Origin of the sequence: Achromobacter sp. UMC46 (genome assembly GCF_014170335.1) — a bacterium.
Classification (GTDB): Bacteria; Pseudomonadota; Gammaproteobacteria; order Burkholderiales; family Burkholderiaceae_B; genus Achromobacter.
Genome location: NZ_LZZS01000031.1, coordinates 49,932 through 72,416, shown reverse-complemented (window position 1 = coordinate 72,416; position 22,485 = coordinate 49,932). Strand labels below are relative to the sequence as shown.

The following is a 22,485-nucleotide window of genomic DNA, read 5'->3' as shown; positions in this document are numbered from 1 at the left end:
TTTACTCCGCCGAAATGCCCTTGTGGCGGATCACCGCCCCCCAGCGCTTGTACTCGTCGCCGGCATAGGCGGCGAATGCCTGGGGCGTGCTGCCGGTGGGCTCCATGCCTTGCAGCGTCAGCTGCTTGACCACATCGGGCGACCGCAACGCCGCCACGATGGCGCGGCTAAGTTTTTCAACGATGGGCGCGGGCGTGCCGGCGGGCGCCACCACGCCTTGCCAGGCCGCAGCTTCGAACGTGTGACCGCCCGCTTCAGCGAACGTGGGCACATCCGGCAATTGCGCCGACCGCTGCGCCGACGGCACCGCAATGGCGCGCAGCTTGCCCGCCTGGATCAGGGGCCGGGCGGCGGCCAGGTCCGCCATCATCATCGGCACCACGCCGGAGGCGACGTCCTGCAAGGCGGGCGGCGTGCCCTTATAGGGAATGGCGGTCGCCTGGCCCCCGAACGATTCCAGGAACAATTCCATGGCCAGGTGATGCGGGCTGCCCACGCCCAGCGACGCATAGCTGCCCGGTGTGGGGCTGCGCAGGTAGGCCATCACGGCGGGCAGGTCGGCCAGACCGGAATCGGGCGACACCACCAGCACGATGGGCAGCGCCACCAGCGTCGATACCGGCGTCAGGTTCTTGGCCGGATCATAGGGCAGGTTCTTGTACAGCCAGGGGTTCAGTGCCAGGGTGCTCATGCCGGCAGTCATCAACGTATAGCCGTCCGGCGCGGCGCGCGCGGTCTCCTGCGCGGCGACGATGGTGGCGGCGCCCGGGCGGTTCTCGACCACCACCGCCTGGCCAAGCGATTCGCCGACATGCTTGGCGACGATGCGCGTGGCGATATCGCTGCCGCCGCCCGCGCTGAACGGGACCAGCCACCGGATCGGGTGGTCGGGGAAATCCGCTGCGGAAACGGTGGCGGAAAGCGCGGCGGCACCCGCCAGCGCCGCCGCCAGCAAGGCGCGGCGCACGAAGTTCGTGCTCATTGTCGTGGTCTCCTCGACGGTCGTTTGAGTGCTCTTATTTGTTAACATATTAACTAGTTTTTCGCCGGCATGCGCGTTTTCGCGCGCGGGAGCCTCTCATCGGGGAATTGGGCGCTTGGGGCGGAAGCGGCAATCAGCCACGAGCGGCGGACAGCCACCGCAGGCCGGCCGAGGTGTCGCCTGCGGGCCGGTATTCGCAACCGATCCAGCCCCGGTAATCCAGCTCGCGCAGCACGCTGAACACCCAGCCGTAATCCAGTTCGCCCCGGTCCGGCTCGTGGCGCAGCGGCACGCCGGCGATCTGCAAGTGGCCTACCCGCCCGGTCGGCAGGTATTCGCGCAGCTTGGCGGTGACGTCGCCCTCGACGATCTGGCAATGGTACAAGTCCATCTGTACCTTCAGATTGGGCGCGTTGACGGCCTGCACGACCGCATGCGCGTCGTCTTGGCGGTTGAGGATATAGCCGGGGATGTCGCGCGTGTTGATGGGTTCGATCAGCACCGTGACGCCTGCCGACCGCGCCTGGCGGGCGGCCCAGTCCAGGTTCTCGCGGTAGCAGTCCAGCAGGGCCTCGCGCGGCATGTCGGCCGGCGCCAGGCCCGCCATCACATGGACGTTCGAGCAGGACAACGCGGTCGCGTAGGACAGCGCCTGTTCGATGCCTGCCTGGAATTCCGCTTGCCGGCCGGGCAGCGCCGCCAGCCCGCGCTCGCCCTGGCTGACCACGCCGGGCGGCGCGTTGAACAGTACTTGCGTCACGCCGGCCGCATCCATGCGCGCGCGCACGAAGGCCGCGGGGGCTTCGTACGGGAACATGCATTCCACACCCAAAAAACCATCCGCCGCCGCAGCGGCGTAACGGTCCAGGAACGCGTGTTCCGGGTACATCATCGACAGGTTGGCGGCGAATTTCAGCATGGCGGGCTCCGGGCCGGGCGGCATTCCCGGCAACTTAGCACAACGCCCGCCGCCCGGGCATCAGCCGCCGGGCCCAGTCGCGCCGTTCAGGTGCCCGATTCCGGTGCCGGATGCAGCGTCAGGCGCGGCCCCGCCTTCAGGATCTGGCTGGGGATGTCGTGCCCGACCAGCGCGGGCAGCGTCGCCGCGATGCCCAGGATACGGGTCAGGTCCACGCCCGTGTCGTAACCCATCAACTCCAGCATGTGCACCAGTTCTTCCGTGCAGACGTTGCCGCTGGCGCCCGGCGCGTAGGGGCAGCCGCCCAGACCGCCCAGCGACGCGTCGAAGCGGTCGATGCCCGCCTCCAGCGCCGCCAGCGTGTTGGCCAGCGCCATGCCGCGCGTGTTGTGGAAATGCAGGGTCGTGGTCAGGTCCGGGAACAGCCGGCGGACCTCGCGGCTGATCTTGCCCACCTGCGTGGGATACGCCATGCCGGTCGTGTCGCACAGGGTCACGCCATCCACCCCCAGGGCGGCGAAGCGCCCCACCAGCTCCAGCACGTCGAAGGCGTTGATGTCGCCTTCCATCGGGCAACCGAACACGGTGGACAACGACACGTTGATCGCCACCCGGCTGCCGCGCACGACGTTGACCACGTCGCTCAACTGCTCGAACGATTGCTCGCGCGTCATGCGCAGGTTGGCGCGGTTATGGGTCTCGCTGACCGACATCACCAGGTTGACCTCGTCCACGTTGCATTCCAGCGCCCGCTGCGCGCCGCGCACATTGGGCACCAGCACCGTGTAGACCACGTCCGGATTGCGGTCGATCTGGTGCATCACGGATTCGGCGTCGCGCAGCGCGGGAATCGCCTTGGGCGACGTGAAGGACGTGGCCTCGATCTTGGCGAATCCGCTTCGGGACAGCGCGTTGATGAAGTCGATCTTGTCCTGCGTCTCGATAAACTGCTTTTCGTTCTGGAAGCCGTCCCGGGGCGCCACGTCCTGGATGTAGAGCTTCTTGCGGCTTTCGCTCGCTTCGTTCATGGCTGTCCTCTTCAGATGATGCCGCGTGCGCGCCAGTCGGCGCGCTTCACGTCGTCCACGCCCAGGCCGGCCAGCACCTCGTCCGTGTCCTGGCCCAGGGCGGGCGCGGCACTGCGCACCTCGCCCGGCGTTTCCGACAGTTTGGGCACGATGCCCGGCAGCTTGATCGGCGTGCCGTCGGGCAAGGCGCCGTCCAGGATCATGCCGCGCGCCTGGTAATGGGGGTCGGTGGCGATGTCGGCCACGTCGTAGATCTTGCCGGCAGGTATCTGGCCTTCGTTCAGGCGGACCAGCACCTCGTCCAGCGGATGCTGGCCGGTCCATTGCGAAATGGCGTCGTCCAGCATCACCACGTGCTTCACGCGGCCGGCGTTATTCGCCAGTTCCGGCGCGTCGGCCAGGTCCGGGCGTCCGATCACGCCCATCAGGCGCTTGAAGATGCTGTCGCCGTTGCCGGCGATCAGCACGTATTTGTTGTCCTGGCAGCGGTAGGCGTTGCTGGGCGCGATGCCCGGCAGGCTGCTGCCCGCCGGCTGGCGCACTTCGCCGAACACGGCATATTCCGGCAGCAGGCTTTCCATCATGTTGAAGACGGACTCGTACAGCGCCACGTCGATCATCTGCCCCTGGCCGTTCTGGTCGCGGGCGCGCAGCGCCAGCAGGATGCCGATCACGCCATGCAGGGCCGACAGCGAATCGCCGATGGAGATGCCTACGCGCACGGGCGTGCGGTCCGGCTCGCCGCTCAGGTGGCGCAGGCCGCCCATGGCTTCGCCGATGGCGCCGAAACCGGGCAGGTCGCGATAGGGGCCCGTCTGGCCGTAGCCCGACACGCGCAGCATCACCAGGCGCGGGTTGATCGCGCGCAGGTCTTCCCAACCCAGCCCCCAGCCTTCCATCGTGCCCGGCTTGAAGTTCTCGACCACAACGTCGATGTCCTTGACCAGCGCGCGGATCAGGTCCTGCGCCTCGGGTTGGCGCAGGTCCAGGCTGACCGACTTCTTGTTGCGCGACTGCACCTGCCACCAGACGGACGTGCCGTCATGGATCAGGCGCCAGTTGCGCAGGGGGTCGCCCTTGCCGGGCGGCTCGATCTTGATCACCTCGGCGCCGAATTCGCCCAGCATCTTGGCGGCGAACGGCCCGGCGATCAGCTGGCCCAGCTCCAGCACACGGATCCCGCTCAAAGGTTTGGATGACATGATTGCCTCGTCAGCTCTTGTGTTTTCCCAGATAGGCCTCGCGCACGCGCTCGGAGGCCAACAATTCCTGGCCGGTGCCCTCCATCACGATGGAGCCCACCTCCAGCACATAGGCGCGGTCCGAAATCGCCAGCGCCTGGTTGGCCATCTGCTCGACCAGCAGGATCGTCATGCCGCGTTCTTTCAGCGACTTGATGATCTTGAAGATCTCGGCCACGATCAGCGGCGCCAGCCCCAACGATGGCTCGTCCAGCATCAGGATGCGCGGCTTGCTCATCAGCGCGCGGCAGATGGCCAGCATCTGCTGTTCGCCGCCCGACAGCGTGCCCGCATACTGGTCCCGGCGCTCTTTCAGGCGCGGGAACATCGCAAAGCAGCGTTCGATCTCGGCGGCCAGCTCGGCCGGCGGCTCTTTGCGCAGGAAGGCGCCCAGCATCAGGTTGTCGAACACGGTCTGGTCCGGGAACACCTGGCGGCCTTCCGGCACGTGGGCGATGCCCAGCCCCACGCGCTTGTGCGCGCTGACACCCCCCAGGTCCTGCCCGGCGAACGTGATGGATCCCGTGGACTTCTCGATGCCCGACAGCGCGCGCATCATCGTGCTCTTGCCCGCGCCGTTGCCGCCGATGATGGTCACGATCTCGTTCGTGTCCACATGCAGCGACACCCGCTTCAGCGCGTTGACGGCGCCGTAGCTGACCGCCAGGTCTTTGATATCCAGTAATCGGCTCATGGTGGTCTCCTATGCGGGCGCGCCCAGGTAGGCTTCGATCACTTTCGGGTTCTCCTGGATGTGGTTCGGCAGGCCCGAGGCGATCTTCACGCCGTAGTCCAGCACGACGATGTGGTCCGAAATCGCCATGACCAGATCCATATGATGTTCGATCAGCAGGATGGTCAGGCCCATGCCCTTGAGCTTCACGATCAGGTCGGTCAGCTGGTCGGTTTCGGCCGGGTTCAGGCCCGCCGCGGGCTCGTCCAGCAGCAGCAGGTCAGGCATGGCGGCCACCGCGCGGGCGATCTCCAGCCGGCGCTGCAACCCGTAGGGCAGGCTGTTGGCGGCGTCGTCCGCGTAACGGTCCAGGTCGAAGAACTTCAGGATGGCGAATGCCTCCCGGCGCATGCGGCGCTCTTCGGCCAGGCTGGCCGGCAGGCCCAGCAGGTTGGAGAAGAACCCGGATTTCTGCACGCGGTAGAACCCGACCATGACGTTCTCAAGCGCCGTCAGGCCGTCGAACAGCTTCAGGTTCTGGAACGTGCGGCCGATGCCGGACGCCGCGATCTCGTTGGGGGACAGGCCCACCATCTGCTTGTTCTTGAAGCGGATGCTGCCCGCGTCCGGCGAGACCAGCCCCGACAGCAGGTTCAGGGTCGTGGTCTTGCCGGCGCCATTGGGGCCGATCAGCGACACGATCGAACCCTGCGCCAGCGAGAACGACACCTTGTTGGTCGGGACCACGCCGCCGAAGGCCTTGTACAAATCCTTCACCTCCAGAAATTCCTGCGCGGCCCGGCCCGGGGCGGGTTGCGCGGCCTGCACGGCACGCTCGGGCGTCCATTCGGCGGCCGCCGCGCCGCGCGCCAACACGTCCCGCTGGCCGCGTTGCGGCAACACCCGGCGCAGCAGCCCGGCCAGGCCTTCCGGCATGGCGTACAGTGCGAACAGCAGGATCAGGCCGTAGGCGAAATGCTGCACTTCCGGCCAGCGCGCCAGCATGGCGTCCAGCACCGTCAGCACGACTGCTCCCAGGAACGAGCCCACCGGCGTGCGGCCGCCGAACAGCACCAGCACCAGGAAGAACACCGACAAGTTGAAATTGACGAAGTCCGAGTTGATGTACTGGTTCTGCTGCGCCACCAGCCCGCCCGCGATGCCGCAGGTGATGGCGCTGATCGCGAACGCCAGGATCTTGAAACGGTAGACGCTGATGCCCACGCTTTCCGCGGCGATTTCGGACGTGCGCACGGCGGCGAAGCCGCGGCCGAAGCGCCCGTTCAACAGCAAGGACGTCATCGCGTGCAGCGCCAGGCCCAGCAGCACCACCACGACCACCCACTGGCGGCTGTCCAGCGTGGCGCCGTTGAAGGTCAGCCCCGTAATGCCGTAGAAACCTTCCTGGCCCTTGAACACGTCGGTCCATTCGGACACGATCTTTTCGATCAGCAGGCCGAAGGCGATGGTGACCATGGCCAGGCTGGGCCCTTTCACTTTCAGGGCCGGGATGGCGATGGCCACGCCGAAAACGGCCGACACGCCCGCCGCGCACAGCAGCGCCAGCCACGGATTGACCTGGTAGTTCACGGTCAGCAGCGCCACGGTGTAGGCGCCCACGCCGAACAGGCCGGCATGGCCCAGCGACTTCTGCCCGGTCTGGCCGACCAGGATGTTGAAGCCGGTGGCGGCGATGTAATAGACCCCGATGTTAAACAGGATCAGCAGATAGAAATCGTTCAGCCCCGAATAGGCGAAACCCACGGCCAGGGCCGCGACGACCAGCGGAATGAGAAGTTTGGACATGTTCACACCTTCTCCGCATGCACGCGGCCCAGGATGCCGGCCGGGCGGAAATACAGCACGACGATGATCAGCGCGAACACCGCGATCTCGCGCAGGTTCGAATACCACAGGCCGATCAGCGATTCCAGCAGCCCGATCAGGAAGCCGCCGAAGATGCAGCCGCGCGGATTCTCAAGCCCGCCCAGGATGGCGGCCGAAAACGCCTTGAGCGACAGCAGCGTGCCCACGAACACGGACGCGGTCGCGATCGGCGCGATCATCACGCCCGCGATCGCGGCCAGCGCCGAACTGATGACGAACACGCCCACCGCCACCGCATTGGCGTTGATGCCCATCAGGCTGGCGGTCGACTTGCTGAATGCCACCGCGCGCACCGCCTTGCCCATCTTCGTCTTGTGCAGCGCCCAGTCGAACACGATCATCAGCACAAGCGTGGTGCCGAACACCAGGATCTCCTGGGGACGCACGCCGGTGCCGAAAATCGTGATGATGCCCTCGCCCAGCGGCGAGGCCACCGCAATCGGTGCCGGCCCCCAGATCAGCAGCGCCAGGTTCTGGATGATGATGCCGAAGCCGATGGTGCTCATCACCCACGACAGCCCCGCTTCGCCCACGAAATGCTTGATGGCGGTGATGTACAGCACGAATCCCAGCAGGCCCAGGACCAGCATGGCCGCCAGCAGCGCGAACAGGAACGATCCCCAGGTCACGTCCTCCGGGCTGGGAAAGCCGATCAATTTTCCTTGCGTGACCAGCAGGATCGCGCTGATGCCGATCAGGCTGGCCAGGGCCAGGAACGCGCCTTGGCCGAAGTTGAACGTCTTGGTCGTGGTGTACGTGATGCTGAAACCGAACGCGACCAGGGCATAGACGCTGCCCATGGCCAATCCACTCAATATGGCTTGTAGTATTTGCATGCTGAAGGCCCCCTTTTGACGACTCCCCCCGCCGCGCTGCCGCCGCAGGGGGAGAGATCCTTGATGTACCGCGGTACTGCTCGTTTACAGCTTCAGGTCTTCGGGCTTGATGGCGCGCGTGACCTCGTCGTCCACCGTCACCACCTTGCCGTCGATCCACCGCACCAGGCGGAAGTCCTTCACCGACAGCGCCTCGTGGTTGTCCGCCGAGAACGGCTGCTGGTACGTCTTGATGACGCCCTGCGCCTGCGACAGCTGCTGCAAGGCGGCCTGCACGGCGGGGCCGTCGGTGGACTTGGCCTGCTCCATGGCGGCGGCGATCAGCTTGACCGAGTCATAGGCCTGCGCAGCCATCACATAGGTCGGCACGCGGCCGTCGCGCTTCATCAGCGTGTCGTACAACGCCTTGGATTCTTTGGACGAATCTTCGGTGATCGACGCCGTGAAGATCATCTTGCCGGCCAGCTCGGGGCCTGCGATGCGCAGGAACGGCGAGCTCAGGTTGGCCCAGGACGCCAGCGTCGTCGGGAAATAGTTGATCTTCTCCAGGCTGCGCATGACGTGCGCGTTGGAATCGGCCAGCGCGTAGACGATCAGCGTGTCCGCACCCGAGCCCTTGATCTTGTTCAGCTGCGAGCTCATGTCCGTGTCTTTCGGACCGAACTTCTCGTTGGCCACCGGCGTGATCTTGTGCAGCGCCAGGATTTCCAGCGCGTCTTTCGCGCCCTGCTGGCCGTAGCCGGTGGTGTCGGCGATGATCGCCACCTTGCCCGTCTTGCTGGCGCGCGCCGCATAGGCGGCCAGCAGCGCGATCTGGTCGCGGTCGCGCATGGACACGCGGAACACGTAGTTCGGCGGCGTCTTGGCGTAGCGGCCCGTGATGTCGGTGGCCGTGGCCACCGGCGAGATCGTCGGGATCTTCTTCTGCTGCACGATGTGCAGCCAGGCCAGCATGTTGCCGGAATTCACGCCGCCCAGCATGGCGTTGACCTTGATGTTGTCGACCAGCTCGTTGGTGTTCTGGATCGCCTTGGGCGGGGCGCCGACGTCGTCGCGTTCGACGATGACGACCTTCTTGCCCAGCACGCCGCCGGCGGCGTTCAGGTCGTCCGCGGCCTGGCGCGCGCCGGCCAGGGCCGAAATGCCGAAGTCCGCCGACCCGGTGGCCGACATGTCGCTGTTGAAGCCGATCTTGATGTCGTCGGCCAGCGCGGCGCCACTGGCGCCCATCAGGGCCGCCGACAGCAGCAGGGCCTTCATGGTCTGGGGGAAATGCTTGGTGTACACGTTGTCTCCTAACGGGCCACTCGGGTGGCCGCCTCTTGGGTTTTCAGGAATTCCTGATCAGGTCGGCCGCCTTGTTGCCGATCATCATCGTCGCGGCGCAAATATTCGCCGACGGCATGGATGGCATGACCGACGAATCAATCACGCGCAGGTTCTGCACGCCGTGCACGCGCAGCTGCGCGTCCACCACGGCGTACTTGTCGTCCGCCGGGCCCATGCGGGCCGTGCCGTTGACGTGATAGGACGACACGCCGAAGCGGCGCGCGAAGTCCAGCAGTTCGGAATCGGATTCGCATAGCGGGCCGGGCAGCGCCTCGCTGTCGAAGTACGGCGCCAGCGCCTGCGACTGCAACAGGCGGCGGGCCAGCCGGATGCCGCGCACCAGGGTCGCCTGATCGCGCTCGTCGGCCAGGTAGTTGGCCAGGATGAGGGGGTCTTGCAGCGGGTCCGACGACCGGATGCGGACCTGGCCGCGGCTGTCCGGACGGTGCTGCCAGACGCCCGCCGTCATGCCGGGAAAGTCGTCCAGCAGGCCGACATAGCCTTCCTTGTAGCTGGCGGGTGTAAACACGCCTTGCAGGTCGGGCGCCTTCAATTCCGGCCGGGATTTCCAGAAATAGTGCAGCAGCGACGGGCTCAGCGCCATGATGCTGGGCTGCTTGAACAACCAGCGGCTGATCTGGCCGGCCAGGTTCAGGCCCCTGACCAGCTCGTTCATGGTCTGGCTGTTCTTCACGCGCGCCACGATGCGCACGGAGTAGTGGTCGCTCAGGTTTTCACCCACGCCCGGCAGGTCGCAGACGACGGGGATGCCGTGTTCGCGCAGCAGCTCGGCCGGCCCCAGGCCGGACAGCTGCAAGAGCTTGGGCGTGTTGATCGCCCCGCACGCGACGATGACTTCGCGATTGGCCCGGACGGTCCGCACCCGGGCGGGATGCGCGGGGTGGCAATAGGCCACGCCCACGGCGCGCGCGCCGTCGAACAGCACGCGGGTGGCCTGCGCATAGGTGCGCACGTCCAGGTTCTTGCGCGCCATCGCGGGCTTCAGGAAGCACTTGGCGGTGCTCATGCGCCAGCCGTTGCTGATGGTGCGCTGGAAGTAGCCCACGCCCGCCTGCTCGGCGCCGTTGTAATCGGGGTTGCGGGGAATGCCCTGCTCGACCGCGCCGGCGATGAAGGCCTCGCACAGCGGATGGATCCAGTCGATGTCGGTGACGGGCAGTTCGCCCTGGCGGCCGCGGTAGCGGTCGTCGCCGCCCTCCCGGCGCTCCATCGACTTGAAATACGGCAGCACGTCGGCATACGCCCAGCCGGGGTTGCCCAGACTGGCCCAGTGGTCGAAGTCGGCCGCTTGGCCGCGGTTGTAGACCAGCCCGTTGATGGACGTAGAGCCGCCCAGCGTGCGGCCCTGCGGAATCGGCACGCGCCGGCCATTGGTTTGCGCCGTGCCTTCGCTGGAAAATTGCCAGGCGTATTTCTTGTTGAACACGGCCTTGATGAAGCCGGCCGGAATGTGCAGGTACGGGCTGTTGTCCGGCGGGCCGGCTTCCAGCACACAAACGGTCGCGCCATCGGCCGACAGGCGGTTGGCCAGGATGGAACCGGCCGCGCCGGAACCGACGATCACATAATCGAACGCGTCGGCATCCCGCAGGGACGCTTGCTGTGCTTGGCTCATGTCAGGGTTCCCGGTGGGTTAGCGCGGCGCGTTGAACGACTTGCCGGCCAGGCACACGTACTTGATTTCGAGGAACTCTTCGATGCCGTACTTCGAGCCTTCGCGGCCCACGCCCGATTCCTTGATGCCGCCGAACGGGCCGACCTCGTTGGAGACCGCCCCGGTGTTGACGCCCACGATGCCGTATTCCAGCCCTTCCATCATGCGCCAGAAGCGCTCCAGGTCGGCCGTGTAGAAATAGGCCGCCAGGCCCGAGGCGCTGTCGTTGGCGCGCGCCAGCACGGCGGCTTCGGATTCGAAGGTGCTGATGCCCACCACCGGCCCGAAGATCTCTTCGTGGGCCAGCGCCATGGCGTCGGTGATGCCGGTCAGCAGCGTCGGTTCAAACAGCAGGGTGCCGGCCTGGCGCAGCTTACCGCCCGCCAGCAGCGTGGCGCCGTGCGCGGTGGCGTCCGCCACCAGGCGCGTCACCTTGTCGACCGCCCGCTGATCGATCAGCGGACCTTGCGTCACGCCGTCTTCCAGGCCGCCGCCCACTTTCATGCGGCGGATCTCGGCCAGCAGCTTGTCGTTGAACGCGTCCGCCACGCTGGCGTGCACATAGACACGGTTGGCGCAGACGCAGGTCTGGCCGGCGTTGCGGAACTTGGACAGCACCAGCCCCTGCACGGCCTCGTCTAGATCGGCGTCCTCGAACACGATGAACGGCGCGTTGCCGCCCAGTTCCAGTGACAGCTTCTTGATGTTGGACGCGCTTTGCTGCATCAGCAGCCGCCCGGTCTGGGTCGAGCCGGTGAAGGTCAGCTTGCGCACCGTGGGGTTCTGCGTCAGTTCCGTGCCGATCGGGGCCGGGTCGCCGATGACCACGTTCAGCACGCCCGCGGGGATGCCTGCCTGCTCGCCCAGCCAGGCCAGCGCCAGCGCGGTGAACGGCGTCAGCTCGGACGGTTTGAGCACGACGGTGCAGCCCGCGGCCAGCGCCGGGCTGACTTTGCGCGTGACAAGCGCCGACGGGAAGTTCCACGCGATGATGGCGGCGCACACGCCGACGGGCTGGCGGATGGCCAGCATGCGCTGGTCGCTGCGCGTATGCGGCAGCACGTCGCCGTAAACGCGCTTGGCTTCCTCGGCGAACCATTCCACGAACGACAGCGCGTAGTTCAGTTCACCGCGGGCCTCGGCCAGCGGCTTGCCTTGCTCCAGCGTCAGCAGCAGCGCCAGGTCGTCGCTGTTGGCTTCGATCAAGGCATGCCAGCGCCGCAGGATGGCCCCGCGTTCCTTGCCCGTCTTGGCCCGCCACGCCGGCAGCGCGGCATCGGCGGCCGCGATGGCACGCGCAGTTTCGGCCTGGCCCAGGTTCGGGACCGTGCCCAGCAGGCTGGCGTCGAAGGGGTTGCGCACCGTGATGGTGGCCCGGTTGTCGGCGTCGCACCAGGCGCCGCCGATGTACGCCTGCTGCCGCAGCAGCTGGCTATTCTGCAGATTCATTGCTTTGCGCTCCATCCATCCTTCTTGCGCCGTCCGCTCAAACAGGCGGGCCGGTCGCTATTTTTGGGGAGAATAGCAACGGGCTTGCCGTCCCCAATAGCAGTCATTAACGATGCCGCCATCGTCAAACGCGATGGCAAGGCCCCGGCTGGCTACAATGGCCGTTCCCTTGCCGCCTTCGCCTGCCGCCATGCGTTTAGACCCCACTTCCCTCAAGCTTTTCATCAGCGTGGTCGAACAAGGCACCATCGCGGCGGCGGCCGAGCACGAACACATCGCCGCGGCCGCCATCAGCAAGCGCATCAGCGAGCTGGAAGAAAACCTGAAGATCCGGCTGCTGATCCGCACCAACAAAGGCATCCGCCCCACCCCGGCCGGCATCGCGCTGTCCACCATGGCGCGCCGCGCCCTGCACGAGCTGGACGAGATCGCCGTGCAGATGCGCGACTACTCGCGCGGCCTGCGCGGCTTCATCCGCGTCTACGCCAACATTTCCGCCATCACGCAGTTCCTGCCCCAAGACATCAAGCTGTTCCTGAACGACTACCCCAATGTGCAGGTGGACCTGGAAGAAAAGATCACGTCCACCATCATCAAGTCCGTGGCCGAGAACGCCGCCGACGTGGGCATCTTTTCCGGCGACGCGCCCGACGGCGACGTCGAGATCCACCCCTACCGCGAAGACACGCTGGCGCTGGTGGTGCCGGCCGACCACCCCTTGCGCGACAAGCCGGGCTTTCGCTTCGCCGACGCGCTGGAACACGACTTCATCGGCCTGCACCGCGGCAGCGCCATCAACCGCATCCTGTCCAACGCCGCCGACGACGAAAAGCGCGCCATCCGGCTCAAGGTTCAAGTCACGGGCTTCGACGCGCTGTGCTTCATGGTGAATTCAGGGCTGGGCATCGGCGTGCTGCCGCTGGACATCGCGCGCCGCTACTCGGTCATGTTCGACCTGCGCATCATCCCGCTGGCAGAGCCCTGGGCGCGCCGCAAAATCCAGATCTGCGTGCGGTCTTTCGATTCGCTGCCCTCCGCCGCCAAGCTCTTCGTCAACCACCTGAGCCGCGGCCAGGCCTAGGCCCGGCCGCGCGCCTGTCACTGCTTCAGGTCTTCGGGCTTGATGGCCTGCGTGACGGCGTCGTCCACCGACACCACCTTGCCATCGATCCAGCGCACCAGGCGGAAGTCCTTGTACGACAGCGCTTCATGGTTGGCCTTGGTGAAGGCCGGCGCATAGCGCTTGATCACGCCGTCCACCGGGCCCAGGTTCTCCAGCGCCTGCTGGACCTTTTCGCCGTCGGTGGATTTGGCCTGCGTCATGGCCGCGGCCAGGATCTTCACCGAGTCATAGGCGTGCGCCGCGAACACGTAGGTGGGCAGCTTGCCCTCCTTCTTCATGATGGTGTCGTACAGCGCCTTGGACTGCGGCGTGGAGTCCTGGGTGATGGACGCCGAGAAGATCATTTTCTTCGCCAGTTCGGGGCCCGCGATGCGCAGGAACGGGGGGCTCAGATTCGACCAGGAACCGAGCGTGGTCGGGTAGTAGCCGATCTTCTCCTGGCTGCGCATCAGATGGCCGTTGGAATCGGCCAGTGCGTAGACGATCAGCGTGTCTGCACCCGACGCCTTGATCTTGTTCAGCTGCGAGCTCATGTCCGTGTCTTTCGGACCGAACTTCTCGTTGGCCACCGGCGTGATGCCGTGCAGCTGCAGCACGGCGGCCGCGTCTTTCGCGCCCTGCTGCCCATAGCCCGTGGTGTCGGCGATGATGGCGACCTTCTTGTTCTGGGTGGCGCGCGCCGCGTAGGCCGCCAGCAGCGTGATCTGATCCAGGTCCCGCATCGACACGCGGAAGATGTAGTTGGCGGGTTCCTTGCTGTAGCGGTTGGTGATCTCGGTAGCTGTGGCCGACGGCGAAATGGTCGGGATCTTCTTTTGCTGCACGATGTGCAGCCAGGCCAGCATGTTGCCCGAGTTCACCCCGCCCAGCATCGCCACGACCTTCTCGTTGTCGACCAGTTCGTTGGCGTTCTGGATGGACTTGGGCGGCGAGCCCACGTCGTCGCGCGGCACGATGACGATCTTTTTGCCCAGCACGCCGCCCGCGGCATTGATCTCCTCTGCGGCCTGCCTGGCGCCAGACAGCGCCGACACGCCGAAGTCGGCCGAGCCGCTGGCGGACATGTCGCTGTTGTATCCGATCTTGATTTCGCTTTGCGCCCAGGCGCCCTGCGCGCCCATGGCCAATGCGGCAGCCAACGCAAGGCGCGTCAGCGATTTCTGCTTGTTCATTGTTTGTCTCCAGACTTTATGTAATGGTGCTTCGACTTACCGCCGCCATCGGTCTGTGCGCCGTTCGCGGTCCACCCTGCGCGCTGCTGATGTGGACACTGCCAAGACAACTTCCCCACTCAACACGCTAGAGAATCAATTCGATGGGATGCTCCATGAAATGCCGGACTTCCTTCAAAAACCGTGCGCCCAGCGCGCCGTCCACCACGCGGTGGTCGGCGGACAGCGTCAGGCTCATCACATGGCCGATGGCCAGCGCGTCGCCGTCCACCACCGGTTGGCGCGTCACCGCGCCGGCCGCCAGGATGGCCGATTGCGGCGGATTGATGATCGCCGCGAACGACTTCACGCCATGCATGCCCAGGTTCGACACCGTCAGGCTGCCGCCTTCGTATTGCTCGGGCCGCAACCGGCCGCTGCGCGCCTGCTCCGCCAATTGCCGGATCTGCGCCGACAGCTCGCGCAGCCCCATCCGGCCGGCGTCGCGCACGATCGGCGTGATCAGCCCCGTTTCCAGCGCCACCGCCACGCTCAGGTCGACCTGATCCTGGCGCAGCACGCCGTCGTCGGTCCATTGCGCGTTGATCTCCGGCACCGTCGCCACGGCGCGTGCGACCGCCAGCATCAGCAGGTCGTTCAGCGAATAGCGGACGGGGTCGGGGCCGGCCTGTGCGCGGTCGTTCAAGGATTCGCGCGCCGCCATCATCGCGTCCATCCGGCAATCGACCGTCAGATAGAAGTGCGGGATCTGCTGCTTGGACTGCGCCAGCCGGCGCGCGATGGCGGCGCGCATCGGCGTGTGCGGCGTCAGCGCGCCCACGGGCGCGGGGGCCGGTTTGACGGCGGCCGCCGGCGGCCTCGCGTCGTCGACGGGGCGGCGCCCGGCGGCTTGTTCGATGTCCACGCGCACGATCCGGCCGTTCGGGCCGCTGCCGGCCAGCGCGTTCAGGTCCACGCCCATGATGCGCGCCAGACGGCGCGCCGAGGGGCTGGCGAAAAGCCGGTGCGCGGGCGGTTCGACGGGGGAGGCGGCAGCCGCGGGCCGGGGTGCGGGCAGCGGTGCCGCCAGTTCAGGAGCCGCCGGCACGGGAGCGGCCGGCGCATCCCTAGCAGCCGGCGCCGCCGACAACGTCGCAATCACGTCGCCTACCGGCACCGCGGAGTCGCCCGCTTCGACATGGATACGCCCGAGCACGCCACTGTCCAGGGCCTCCAGTTCAATGACCGCCTTGTCCGTTTCGATTTCGGCCAGGATATCGCCCACCTTCACGTTGTCGCCGGACTGCTTCAACCACTGGAGAATCCTGCCCTCTGTCGTGCCCGCGCCGATCGCGGGCATCACGACTTCGATATCCATGTCTGACTCGCTTCAGGTAATGGCCAAGTTGCCTGTCTTCTCGATATAGGCCGCCGCATCGGAAATGTCCGCCACCACTGCGTCGCGCGCGCCCTCGGCGTCGCGCCGCCGCAGCGCCGCCAGCAGCGCGTCATGATGGCTGAACGATTCCCAGCTTTCCGACTGGCGGTCCTTGCTGCTCATGCTGAGCGAGAACAAGGGCGCGATCTGCAGCCAGATGTTCTCGATCATCGTGACCAGCAGCGGCATCGCCGCCGCTTCGTACAGCGTGAAGTGCAGGTTCCGGTTCGCTTCGATCGTCTTCAAGGTGTCGATCTTGCGCTGGTGCCCCAGCTTGTCGAAATCTTGCGCATGGCGCTCGATGCGCGCCACGGTCTCGTCGCTGATCACCTTGACGGCTTCCGCGGCGGCGAAGCCTTCCAGACAGCAGCGGATCCGCACGATCTCGCGGAACTTCGGCAGGCTGGGCTTGGGGACGCGCAGGCCGCGGCTGGGCAGCATTTCCAGCGCGCCTTCCGCCACCAGCCTGTTCACGGCTTCGCGCACCGGCATCGGGCTGGTGTTCAAGGCGGCGGCCAGGCCGCGCAAGGTGACCTTTTCGCCGGGCGGCACCGCGCCGCTCATCAAGAGCTGGCGCGTCTGCAGATAGATCTGATCCGCGACGGTCACGCGTTCCTGCTTGTCCAGCAGGCCTTCCAAGATGCTGTTGTCCATGTCGGCGCCTAATTCATGTAGACGCCACCGTTCACGTCCAGCGTGGCGCCGCAAATGTAGCTTGCGCCATCCGAACACAAAAAGGCGATGGGCAAGGCGATCTCGCGGGGCTGGGCCATGCGTCGCAAGGGAATTCTATTCGCATCCAGGGCCGCGCCCTGCACCATGGCCGTGGCGGTGGCGCCCGGCGCCACGCTGTTGACGGTAACGCCCGAATCCGCCGCCTTGCGCGCCAGCCATTTCACGAAGGCGTGCGTGCCGCCCTTGGCCGCCACATAGTGCGGGCTGGCCGCCAGGCCACCCATGCGCGCCGCCACCGACGACACCAGCACCATCCGGCCGGCGCCCTGCGCCGCCATCTTGGCCAGGGCCGCGCGGGTCAGGTGCATGACGCCCAGCAGATTGATGTCGATGACCTGGCGGAACACGTCGTCCCAGCCGTCGGCGGTCCAATCGTCCCATGGGCAATAGCCCGCGTTGGCCACCAGCGCATCCAGCCGGTCGATGCCTTGCACCGCCGCTTCGGCCGCCGCACGGTCGGTCACGTCGAACGCGATCGCCTGCGCCGCAGTCCCCAGCCGGCGCAATTCGGCGGCCAGCGCCTCGGGCGCCTCGCGGTCGGCCAACACCAGCGCCGCGCCCTGCTCGGCGCAGACCCGCGCGGTTTCGCTGCCGATGCCGCCGGCCGCGCCCGTGATCAGGATGGTTTTTCCTTCAAGCGCGCAGGGCATGGACGTTTCCTTGGTTGCGGTTGTCCAGCGCGCTGTCGCGCAGCATGCCGGCAATCAGGGCGCGCAGGTCGTCTTCGTCCGCCAGCGCTGCGCGTTCCAGCGCCTGCGACACGGTGGGCGGCGCCCAACGTCCCGTGACGCGCTGCACCGGCTGGTCCAGATAATCGAAATAGCGGCGCTGGATCTCGTCGGCGATCAAGGCACCCAGGCTGGCGCCGCGCGTCGTCTGTTCGACGATGGCGACGCGGCCCGTCTTCATGACCGAACGCCCGATGGTGTCGTAGTCGATATCGCGCTGCGACAGCGTGCGCAGGTCGATGATGTCGGCGCGCACGCCGGTTTCGCCCACAATCTGCCGGCACCGCTCCACCATGCTGAGCGTGGCCAGCAGCGTGATCTGGTCGCCTTCCTGCACGCGCTTGGCTCGGCCGATGGGGATGCAGTAGTCCAAGTCCTTGGGCACCGGCGTCTTGCGCTTGTGCAGTTCCTGCGGCTCGATCACCAGCACCGGATCCTGGCAGCGCAACGCCGAATTCATCAGGCCTACGTAATCGAAGGCGTTCGACGGCGCCACGATGCGCCATCCCGGAAACAGCGCGAACACGCCGGCGGGGTCCATCGAATGCTGCGAACCGTAGCCCTCCGCTCCCGGAATGCGCGTGCGCAAGACCAGGGGCACGCTGGCCGTGCCGTTGAACAAGTGGCGGATCTTGCCCGCCTGGTTCAGCAACTGGTCGCCGGCGACCAGGAAGAAGTCGCTGTACATGAGTTCGACCACGGGCCGCAGGCCCGACAGCGCCGCACCCGTGGCCAGCCCGCAGAAGCCGTTCTCGGTGATGGGGGTATTGACCAACCGGCCCGCGTACGGTTCCGTCAGCCCGCGCGTGGCGCCGACCGTGCCGCCGCCCATGTTGGCGACGTCTTCGCCGAACACGTAGATGCGCTCGTCCTCGGCCATACGCGCGCCCATGGTGCGCGACATGGCTTCGATGTAGGACAGGCTTTCCATGTCGTCGGCATCGAAGTCCTCGGCCTCGGCGAAACGCGCGCCGTCGAACTCACGCATGTCGCTGGTCAGGTGGTCGTCGACACTTGCCGCCGCCGGCCAGAGTTCGGCGCGGATGCGGGTGGCGGAGCCCGTGCCTTCCACGCAGGAAGCGGCGGCTGCCTCCACGGCGTCCGTGACGGTGGCGTCCAGGGCGGCCAGCGTGTCGGCGTCCAGGATGCCGCGCGCGGTCAGTTCGCGTTGCAGGAACAGCCAGGGGTCGCGCGCCTTCCAGGCATTTTCCTCGTCGCGCGTGCGGTAGCCGAACGCACTGCCGGGGATCGACGAGCTCTGATGGTAATAGCGGTAGACCTCGGCCAGGATGAAGGCGGGGCGCCCTTCCCGTTCGATATGCGCCTGGGCCCAGCGCGTGGCCAGCCAGACGGCGAACGGGTTCATGCCGTCCACCTTGACGGCCGCAATGCCATGCGCCTGCGGACGGGTCAGCAGTTCGGTCTGGAACGTGGACTGCTCCACGCTCATCGACACCGCGTACTTGTTGTTTTCCAGGAAGAAGATCATCGGCAGGCCGTACAGCGCCGCCAGGTTCATGGCTTCGTGCGTCGCGCCTTGATGCACCGCGCCGTCGCCGAAGAAGGTGACCATCAGCTTGCCCGATGCGCGCTGCTTTTCCGCGAACGCATGGCCGCAGGCGATGGGGATGCCACCGGCGACGATGGCGTTGGTGCCCATGATGCCCAGGTCGGCGCGGCGCAAATGCATGGAACCGCCGCGTCCGCCCGTCCATCCGTCTTTCAGCCCCAGGATCTCGTGCATCAGGCCCTGGATCTCCTGGCGCATGCGGGGGCTAAGCCCGCTGGCGGCCGGATCCATGCCCTCGTCATACAGCGCGTTGACCGCCTTGGCCACGCACTGGTGGTGCGCGCGGTGCGTGCCGTTCATCAGGGTGTCTGCCGGCAGGGCCGCGATGCAGCCCGCCGCGCCGCCTTCCTGGCCGATGCTGGAATGCGCCGGCCCGTGCACCAGGTTCAGCTTGTCCAGCTGCAGGATCTTTTCCTCGAAGCGTCGCGCCGCCAGGAACAGGGTCGTCAAGCGCATGGCGTCGGCGCGCGTCAATTGCGCCCAGTCGCTGTCTTCCACTACCAGCGTGCGCGCTTCTGTCGTCTGCCCGATGTCCTCGAAAAGCATGTCTCCTCCTTGTGGCGGCCCAGCCTCTGACGGGCCGGCTGCCTGCCGTTCAGATATGCGCGGTCACGCCGCCGTCCACCACCAGACTGGCGCCCGTCACGAAATCCGATGCGGCGCTGGCCAGGAACAGGGTCGCGCCGACCAGGTCGTCCGGTTCGCCCCAACGGCCCAGCGGCGTGGTGGCCACCACCCGTTCGGCATGGCCCGGGATGTCCACCCGCGCCTGGCGCGACAGCGCCGTGTCGATCCAGCCCGGCTGGATCACGTTGACGGTGATGCCGTCCGCCGCCCAGGCGCATGCCAGCGATCGCGTCAGCTGCAGCACGCCGCCCTTGCTGGCCGAATAGGCCGCCGTCACGGCGTTGGAGGCCAGCGCCAGGATCGAACCGATATTGATGATCTTGCCTTTGCCGCGCAGGCTCATCGGCGCATGCACGGCCTGGCACATGTTGAACGTGCCCTTCAGGTTGATGTCCACGATGCGGTCCCACACGTCTTCGGCATACAGCTCGGGACGCATGCGCGTATTGACGCCGGCGCAGTTGACCAGGATGTCCACGCCGCCGTATCGCGACACCACGTCGGCCACCGCGTCCGCGCAGGCCTCGCGGTTGTCGACGGAAAGCGCGATGGCTCCGGTCTTCACGCCGGCTTCGCGCAGCTCGAACGCCAGGGCGTCCAGCTTTTCCCCCGCCAGGTCGGCCAGCACCAGCGTCGCGCCCCGTTGGCCAAAGGCCCGGCTGAGCGCGGCGCCGATGCCGCCCGCGGCACCGGTAATCAAAACGATCTTGTCTTGGACACTGAATAGCTGCTGGGTCATGCCTTTGTCTCTGCTATTTCTGATATGTGATCACAAATTCGATTCTAGGAACGGCGTCGGTAAGCGTCAACAAGATCGGTATCGGGGTCTACCCGTAGCGCCGGCCGGCTGCGGCGCGATAAAAAACCGGGGCACATGGCCCCGGCATCCGGATCGCGGCAGGCGTCCGCGTGGGACGCCGAAGCGATCAATACGTCATGCGCACGCCCAGCAGCACGCTGCGGCCCGGCAGCGGCGCCACCGACGAGATGAACGAGGCGTGGTTGTAGGCCAGCTTGTTCAGCAGGTTGGTGCCGCGCAGATAGACTTCATAGCCCGTCGCACCGTAGCGGCCGCGATACGCGACCACGGCGTTGACCTGGTTGTAGCCCGGGGTGCTGTCTTCATACGACGCGATGTCCTTTTGCGAGAACACGCGCGCGTATTCCACGCCGCCCGACCACTGTTGCCACTTCACTTCGCCGCGCACGCCCGCGCGCGCCGCCGGAATGCGCGGCAGGTTGCCGTCGCCGCCCGTCAGCTTGCCGCGCACGTAGTCGCCGAACACCGCCGCCGAAAACACCGGCGTGAACTGATGGCGCAGTTCGCCCTCGACACCCGTGAATTCCGCGTCGCGCTGCGTGTACTCGATCAGGCGGAAATCCTCGTAGCGGTCCAGCGTATTCGCGTAGATGTAGTTCTTCACGCGGTTGTGGAACACGCTGGCCGAGAACGTCGTGTCGCCCGAGTGCTTGCGCAAGGTCAGGTCGATATTGTGCGAGGTCTCACGGCCCAGGTCGGCGTTGCCCAGCTCATACGTGTTGGTGGCCAGGTGGACGCCGTCGGCATAGAGCTCCTGCGCGTTGGGCAGGCGTTGCGAACGCGACAGGGACAGCGCCACGGAGTACTGCGGCGCAAAGTCCCAGATGGCCGCGGCCGACAGCGACGTGCCCGACAAGCTGCTGCGCGACGCGCCACCCGACGGCGATATGCGCTGCCAGTCCTGCCGCGCGCCCAATTCGAAACGCCAGTCGTTCAACTGGTATTCCTCAAGCACGAACAGGCCATTGGAGCGCGTCTTGCTGCGCGGCAGGAACGCCTCTTCGCCGTCGGCCCGGAAGTCGCTGTAGGCGTTCTGCACGCCCACCACGCCGCGCCAACCGGCAATCGGCTTGTGTTGAAGCTCCACGCGCAGGTCGTAGCCCTTGTTCTTGAAACGCGTGCCGACCTGGCCGCCTTCGATCTCGTCGTGCTGATAGTCGGTCAGGCCGCCGCGCACGCGGATCTTCTCGAAGCCCGCGAACGGGTCCTGATATTCCGCGCGCAGGTCCAGGCGGTTGCTGCGCAGCTTCACGTAGGGCACGTCGCCGCCCCCATGCTCGTGCTCGTGGTCGTGTCCGGCTTCCTCTTCGCCGTGGTCGTGGCCGCCGCAATGCAGGTGCGTGCCGTGGGGGTGGCAGCCCTCGTATTCGTGGTTGTGCCCCGGCAGGCCGTACTTGCTTTCCAGGTGGGTGAACGCCAGGCCCACATAGCCGCGCGGCGTGATCCACGACATGCCGACCGAGCCTTGCGACGATTCGCTGTACGACCCCGCCAGCTTGCCGCCCGGCCAATCGGGCACGTCGTAGTCGCTGGTGCGGCGCTTCATGCCTTCCACGCGCACGGCGAACTGCCCTTCGCCCGCGGTGATGCCCACGGCGCCCGCGCGTTCCTTCGTGCCCGTCGCGCCGCGCAGTTCGGCCTCGGCCTCGATGCCATTTTCCGGCACGGTGGTGGGGATCTTCTTGTCCACCACGTTCACCACGCCACCGATCGCGCCGCCGCCATACAGCAGCGTCGCCGGGCCGCGCAGCACTTCGATGCGCTCGGCCAGCAGCGGCTCGACCGTCACCGCGTGGTCGGGGGAAATGCTGGACGCATCCATCACCTCGGACCCGTCGGACAGCACCTTGACGCGCGGCGCGCTCTGGCCGCGGATCACCGGACGGCTGGCGCCGCCGCCGAAGGTGTCGCTATTGACGCCGGGCAGGTTCTTCAGCGTTTCGCCCAAGGTGCCGGCGCGTTGTTCGATCAGCGCGTCGCCCTCTAGCACGGAGGCCGGCAAGGTCGTGCTGTTCAGGTCCAGACCCAACGGATTGGCGGACACGGTGATCGGGGACAACGTCTTGGCGCGTTCGGATTCGGTCTGGGCCTCGGCCAGGCCGACCGGCGCGATCAGCATCAGCGAACACATCAACGGCTTCAACGCGCCCCGGCGGTTTGCCCGCAGGGCCCCCGCCCCGCCTCTTTCCTCATCGGCCCCTAGCTGCTTGCCTTTCATCTTTGCCCTCTTGGATGTTATATCATTACAAATAGCTGACGAATGATATAACATTT

18 protein-coding genes are annotated in these 22,485 nt (G+C 66.6%); 1 reads left to right on the top strand and 17 read right to left on the bottom strand.

Annotated features, from left to right (window positions below; translation table 11 throughout):
• Window position 1: 1 nt before the first annotated feature.
• From A9973_RS21245 to A9973_RS21200, 10 genes are all read right to left on the bottom strand, one after another.
• On the bottom strand, window positions 2-982 hold the full coding sequence (locus A9973_RS21245) for a tripartite tricarboxylate transporter substrate binding protein (RefSeq protein ID WP_183015664.1): 981 nt from the start codon (window positions 980-982) through the stop codon (window positions 2-4).
• 133 nt (window positions 983-1,115) lie between these two features.
• Window positions 1,116-1,901 (bottom strand): 2-oxo-tetronate isomerase, encoded by a 786-nt coding sequence (gene otnI, locus A9973_RS21240; protein WP_183015663.1) that lies wholly within the window; start codon window positions 1,899-1,901, stop codon window positions 1,116-1,118.
• An 86-nt stretch (window positions 1,902-1,987) separates the two neighbouring features.
• On the bottom strand, window positions 1,988-2,929 hold the full coding sequence (locus A9973_RS21235; RefSeq protein WP_183015662.1) for a hydroxymethylglutaryl-CoA lyase: 942 nt from the start codon (window positions 2,927-2,929) through the stop codon (window positions 1,988-1,990).
• An 11-nt stretch (window positions 2,930-2,940) separates the two neighbouring features.
• A complete protein-coding gene (locus A9973_RS21230) occupies window positions 2,941-4,131 on the bottom strand; it encodes a CaiB/BaiF CoA-transferase family protein (protein ID WP_183015661.1) in 1,191 nt (396 codons plus the stop codon).
• 10 nt (window positions 4,132-4,141) lie between these two features.
• A complete protein-coding gene (locus A9973_RS21225) occupies window positions 4,142-4,864 on the bottom strand; it encodes an ABC transporter ATP-binding protein (protein WP_183015660.1) in 723 nt (240 codons plus the stop codon).
• A 9-nt stretch (window positions 4,865-4,873) separates the two neighbouring features.
• The gene (locus A9973_RS21220) at window positions 4,874-6,655 is read right to left on the bottom strand and encodes a branched-chain amino acid ABC transporter ATP-binding protein/permease (protein WP_183015659.1); all 1,782 of its coding nucleotides are present in this window, start codon (window positions 6,653-6,655) and stop codon (window positions 4,874-4,876) included.
• Window positions 6,652-7,566: a branched-chain amino acid ABC transporter permease gene (locus A9973_RS21215; RefSeq protein WP_183015658.1), complete on the bottom strand. Its 915-nt coding sequence runs from the start codon at window positions 7,564-7,566 to the stop codon at window positions 6,652-6,654. Before A9973_RS21215 ends, A9973_RS21220 begins: the two co-directional genes overlap by 4 nt.
• Before the next feature lie 84 nt (window positions 7,567-7,650).
• Window positions 7,651-8,853: an ABC transporter substrate-binding protein gene (locus A9973_RS21210; protein ID WP_183015657.1), complete on the bottom strand. Its 1,203-nt coding sequence runs from the start codon at window positions 8,851-8,853 to the stop codon at window positions 7,651-7,653.
• Window positions 8,854-8,896: 43 nt separating this feature from the next.
• Window positions 8,897-10,531: a GMC family oxidoreductase gene (locus A9973_RS21205; RefSeq protein WP_183015656.1), complete on the bottom strand. Its 1,635-nt coding sequence runs from the start codon at window positions 10,529-10,531 to the stop codon at window positions 8,897-8,899.
• Window positions 10,532-10,549: 18 nt separating this feature from the next.
• Entirely contained in the window at window positions 10,550-12,019 is a 1,470-nt protein-coding gene (locus tag A9973_RS21200) for an NAD-dependent succinate-semialdehyde dehydrogenase (protein ID WP_183015655.1), read from the bottom strand.
• A gap of 190 nt (window positions 12,020-12,209) precedes the next feature.
• Here A9973_RS21200 and A9973_RS21195 point away from each other — a divergent pair, with 190 nt between their 5' ends.
• Window positions 12,210-13,100, top strand: coding sequence for a LysR substrate-binding domain-containing protein (locus A9973_RS21195; RefSeq protein ID WP_183015654.1), 891 nt, complete (start codon window positions 12,210-12,212; stop codon window positions 13,098-13,100).
• 17 nt (window positions 13,101-13,117) lie between these two features.
• On the opposite strand, the gene A9973_RS21190 is transcribed toward A9973_RS21195, so the two are convergent.
• The 7 genes from A9973_RS21190 to A9973_RS21160 all read right to left on the bottom strand — a co-directional run bounded on the left by A9973_RS21190 (window position 13,118) and on the right by A9973_RS21160 (window position 22,330).
• Window positions 13,118-14,314 (bottom strand): ABC transporter substrate-binding protein, encoded by a 1,197-nt coding sequence (locus tag A9973_RS21190; protein WP_183015653.1) that lies wholly within the window; start codon window positions 14,312-14,314, stop codon window positions 13,118-13,120.
• A 127-nt stretch (window positions 14,315-14,441) separates the two neighbouring features.
• Window positions 14,442-15,671 (bottom strand): dihydrolipoamide acetyltransferase family protein, encoded by a 1,230-nt coding sequence (locus tag A9973_RS21185; protein WP_183015652.1) that lies wholly within the window; start codon window positions 15,669-15,671, stop codon window positions 14,442-14,444.
• Window positions 15,672-15,683: 12 nt separating this feature from the next.
• The gene (locus A9973_RS21180; RefSeq protein WP_183015651.1) at window positions 15,684-16,385 is read right to left on the bottom strand and encodes a GntR family transcriptional regulator; all 702 of its coding nucleotides are present in this window, start codon (window positions 16,383-16,385) and stop codon (window positions 15,684-15,686) included.
• 8 nt (window positions 16,386-16,393) lie between these two features.
• Window positions 16,394-17,116, bottom strand: a complete 723-nt coding sequence (locus A9973_RS21175) for an SDR family NAD(P)-dependent oxidoreductase (RefSeq protein WP_183015650.1) — start codon at window positions 17,114-17,116, stop codon at window positions 16,394-16,396.
• Window positions 17,100-19,310, bottom strand: a complete 2,211-nt coding sequence (locus A9973_RS21170; protein WP_183015649.1) for a thiamine pyrophosphate-dependent enzyme — start codon at window positions 19,308-19,310, stop codon at window positions 17,100-17,102. Before A9973_RS21170 ends, A9973_RS21175 begins: the two co-directional genes overlap by 17 nt.
• Before the next feature lie 49 nt (window positions 19,311-19,359).
• Window positions 19,360-20,130, bottom strand: coding sequence for an SDR family NAD(P)-dependent oxidoreductase (locus tag A9973_RS21165; RefSeq protein WP_183015648.1), 771 nt, complete (start codon window positions 20,128-20,130; stop codon window positions 19,360-19,362).
• A 187-nt stretch (window positions 20,131-20,317) separates the two neighbouring features.
• Window positions 20,318-22,330, bottom strand: coding sequence for a TonB-dependent receptor domain-containing protein (locus A9973_RS21160; protein ID WP_255469260.1), 2,013 nt, complete (start codon window positions 22,328-22,330; stop codon window positions 20,318-20,320).
• Between the last annotated feature and the right edge of the window lie 155 nt (window positions 22,331-22,485).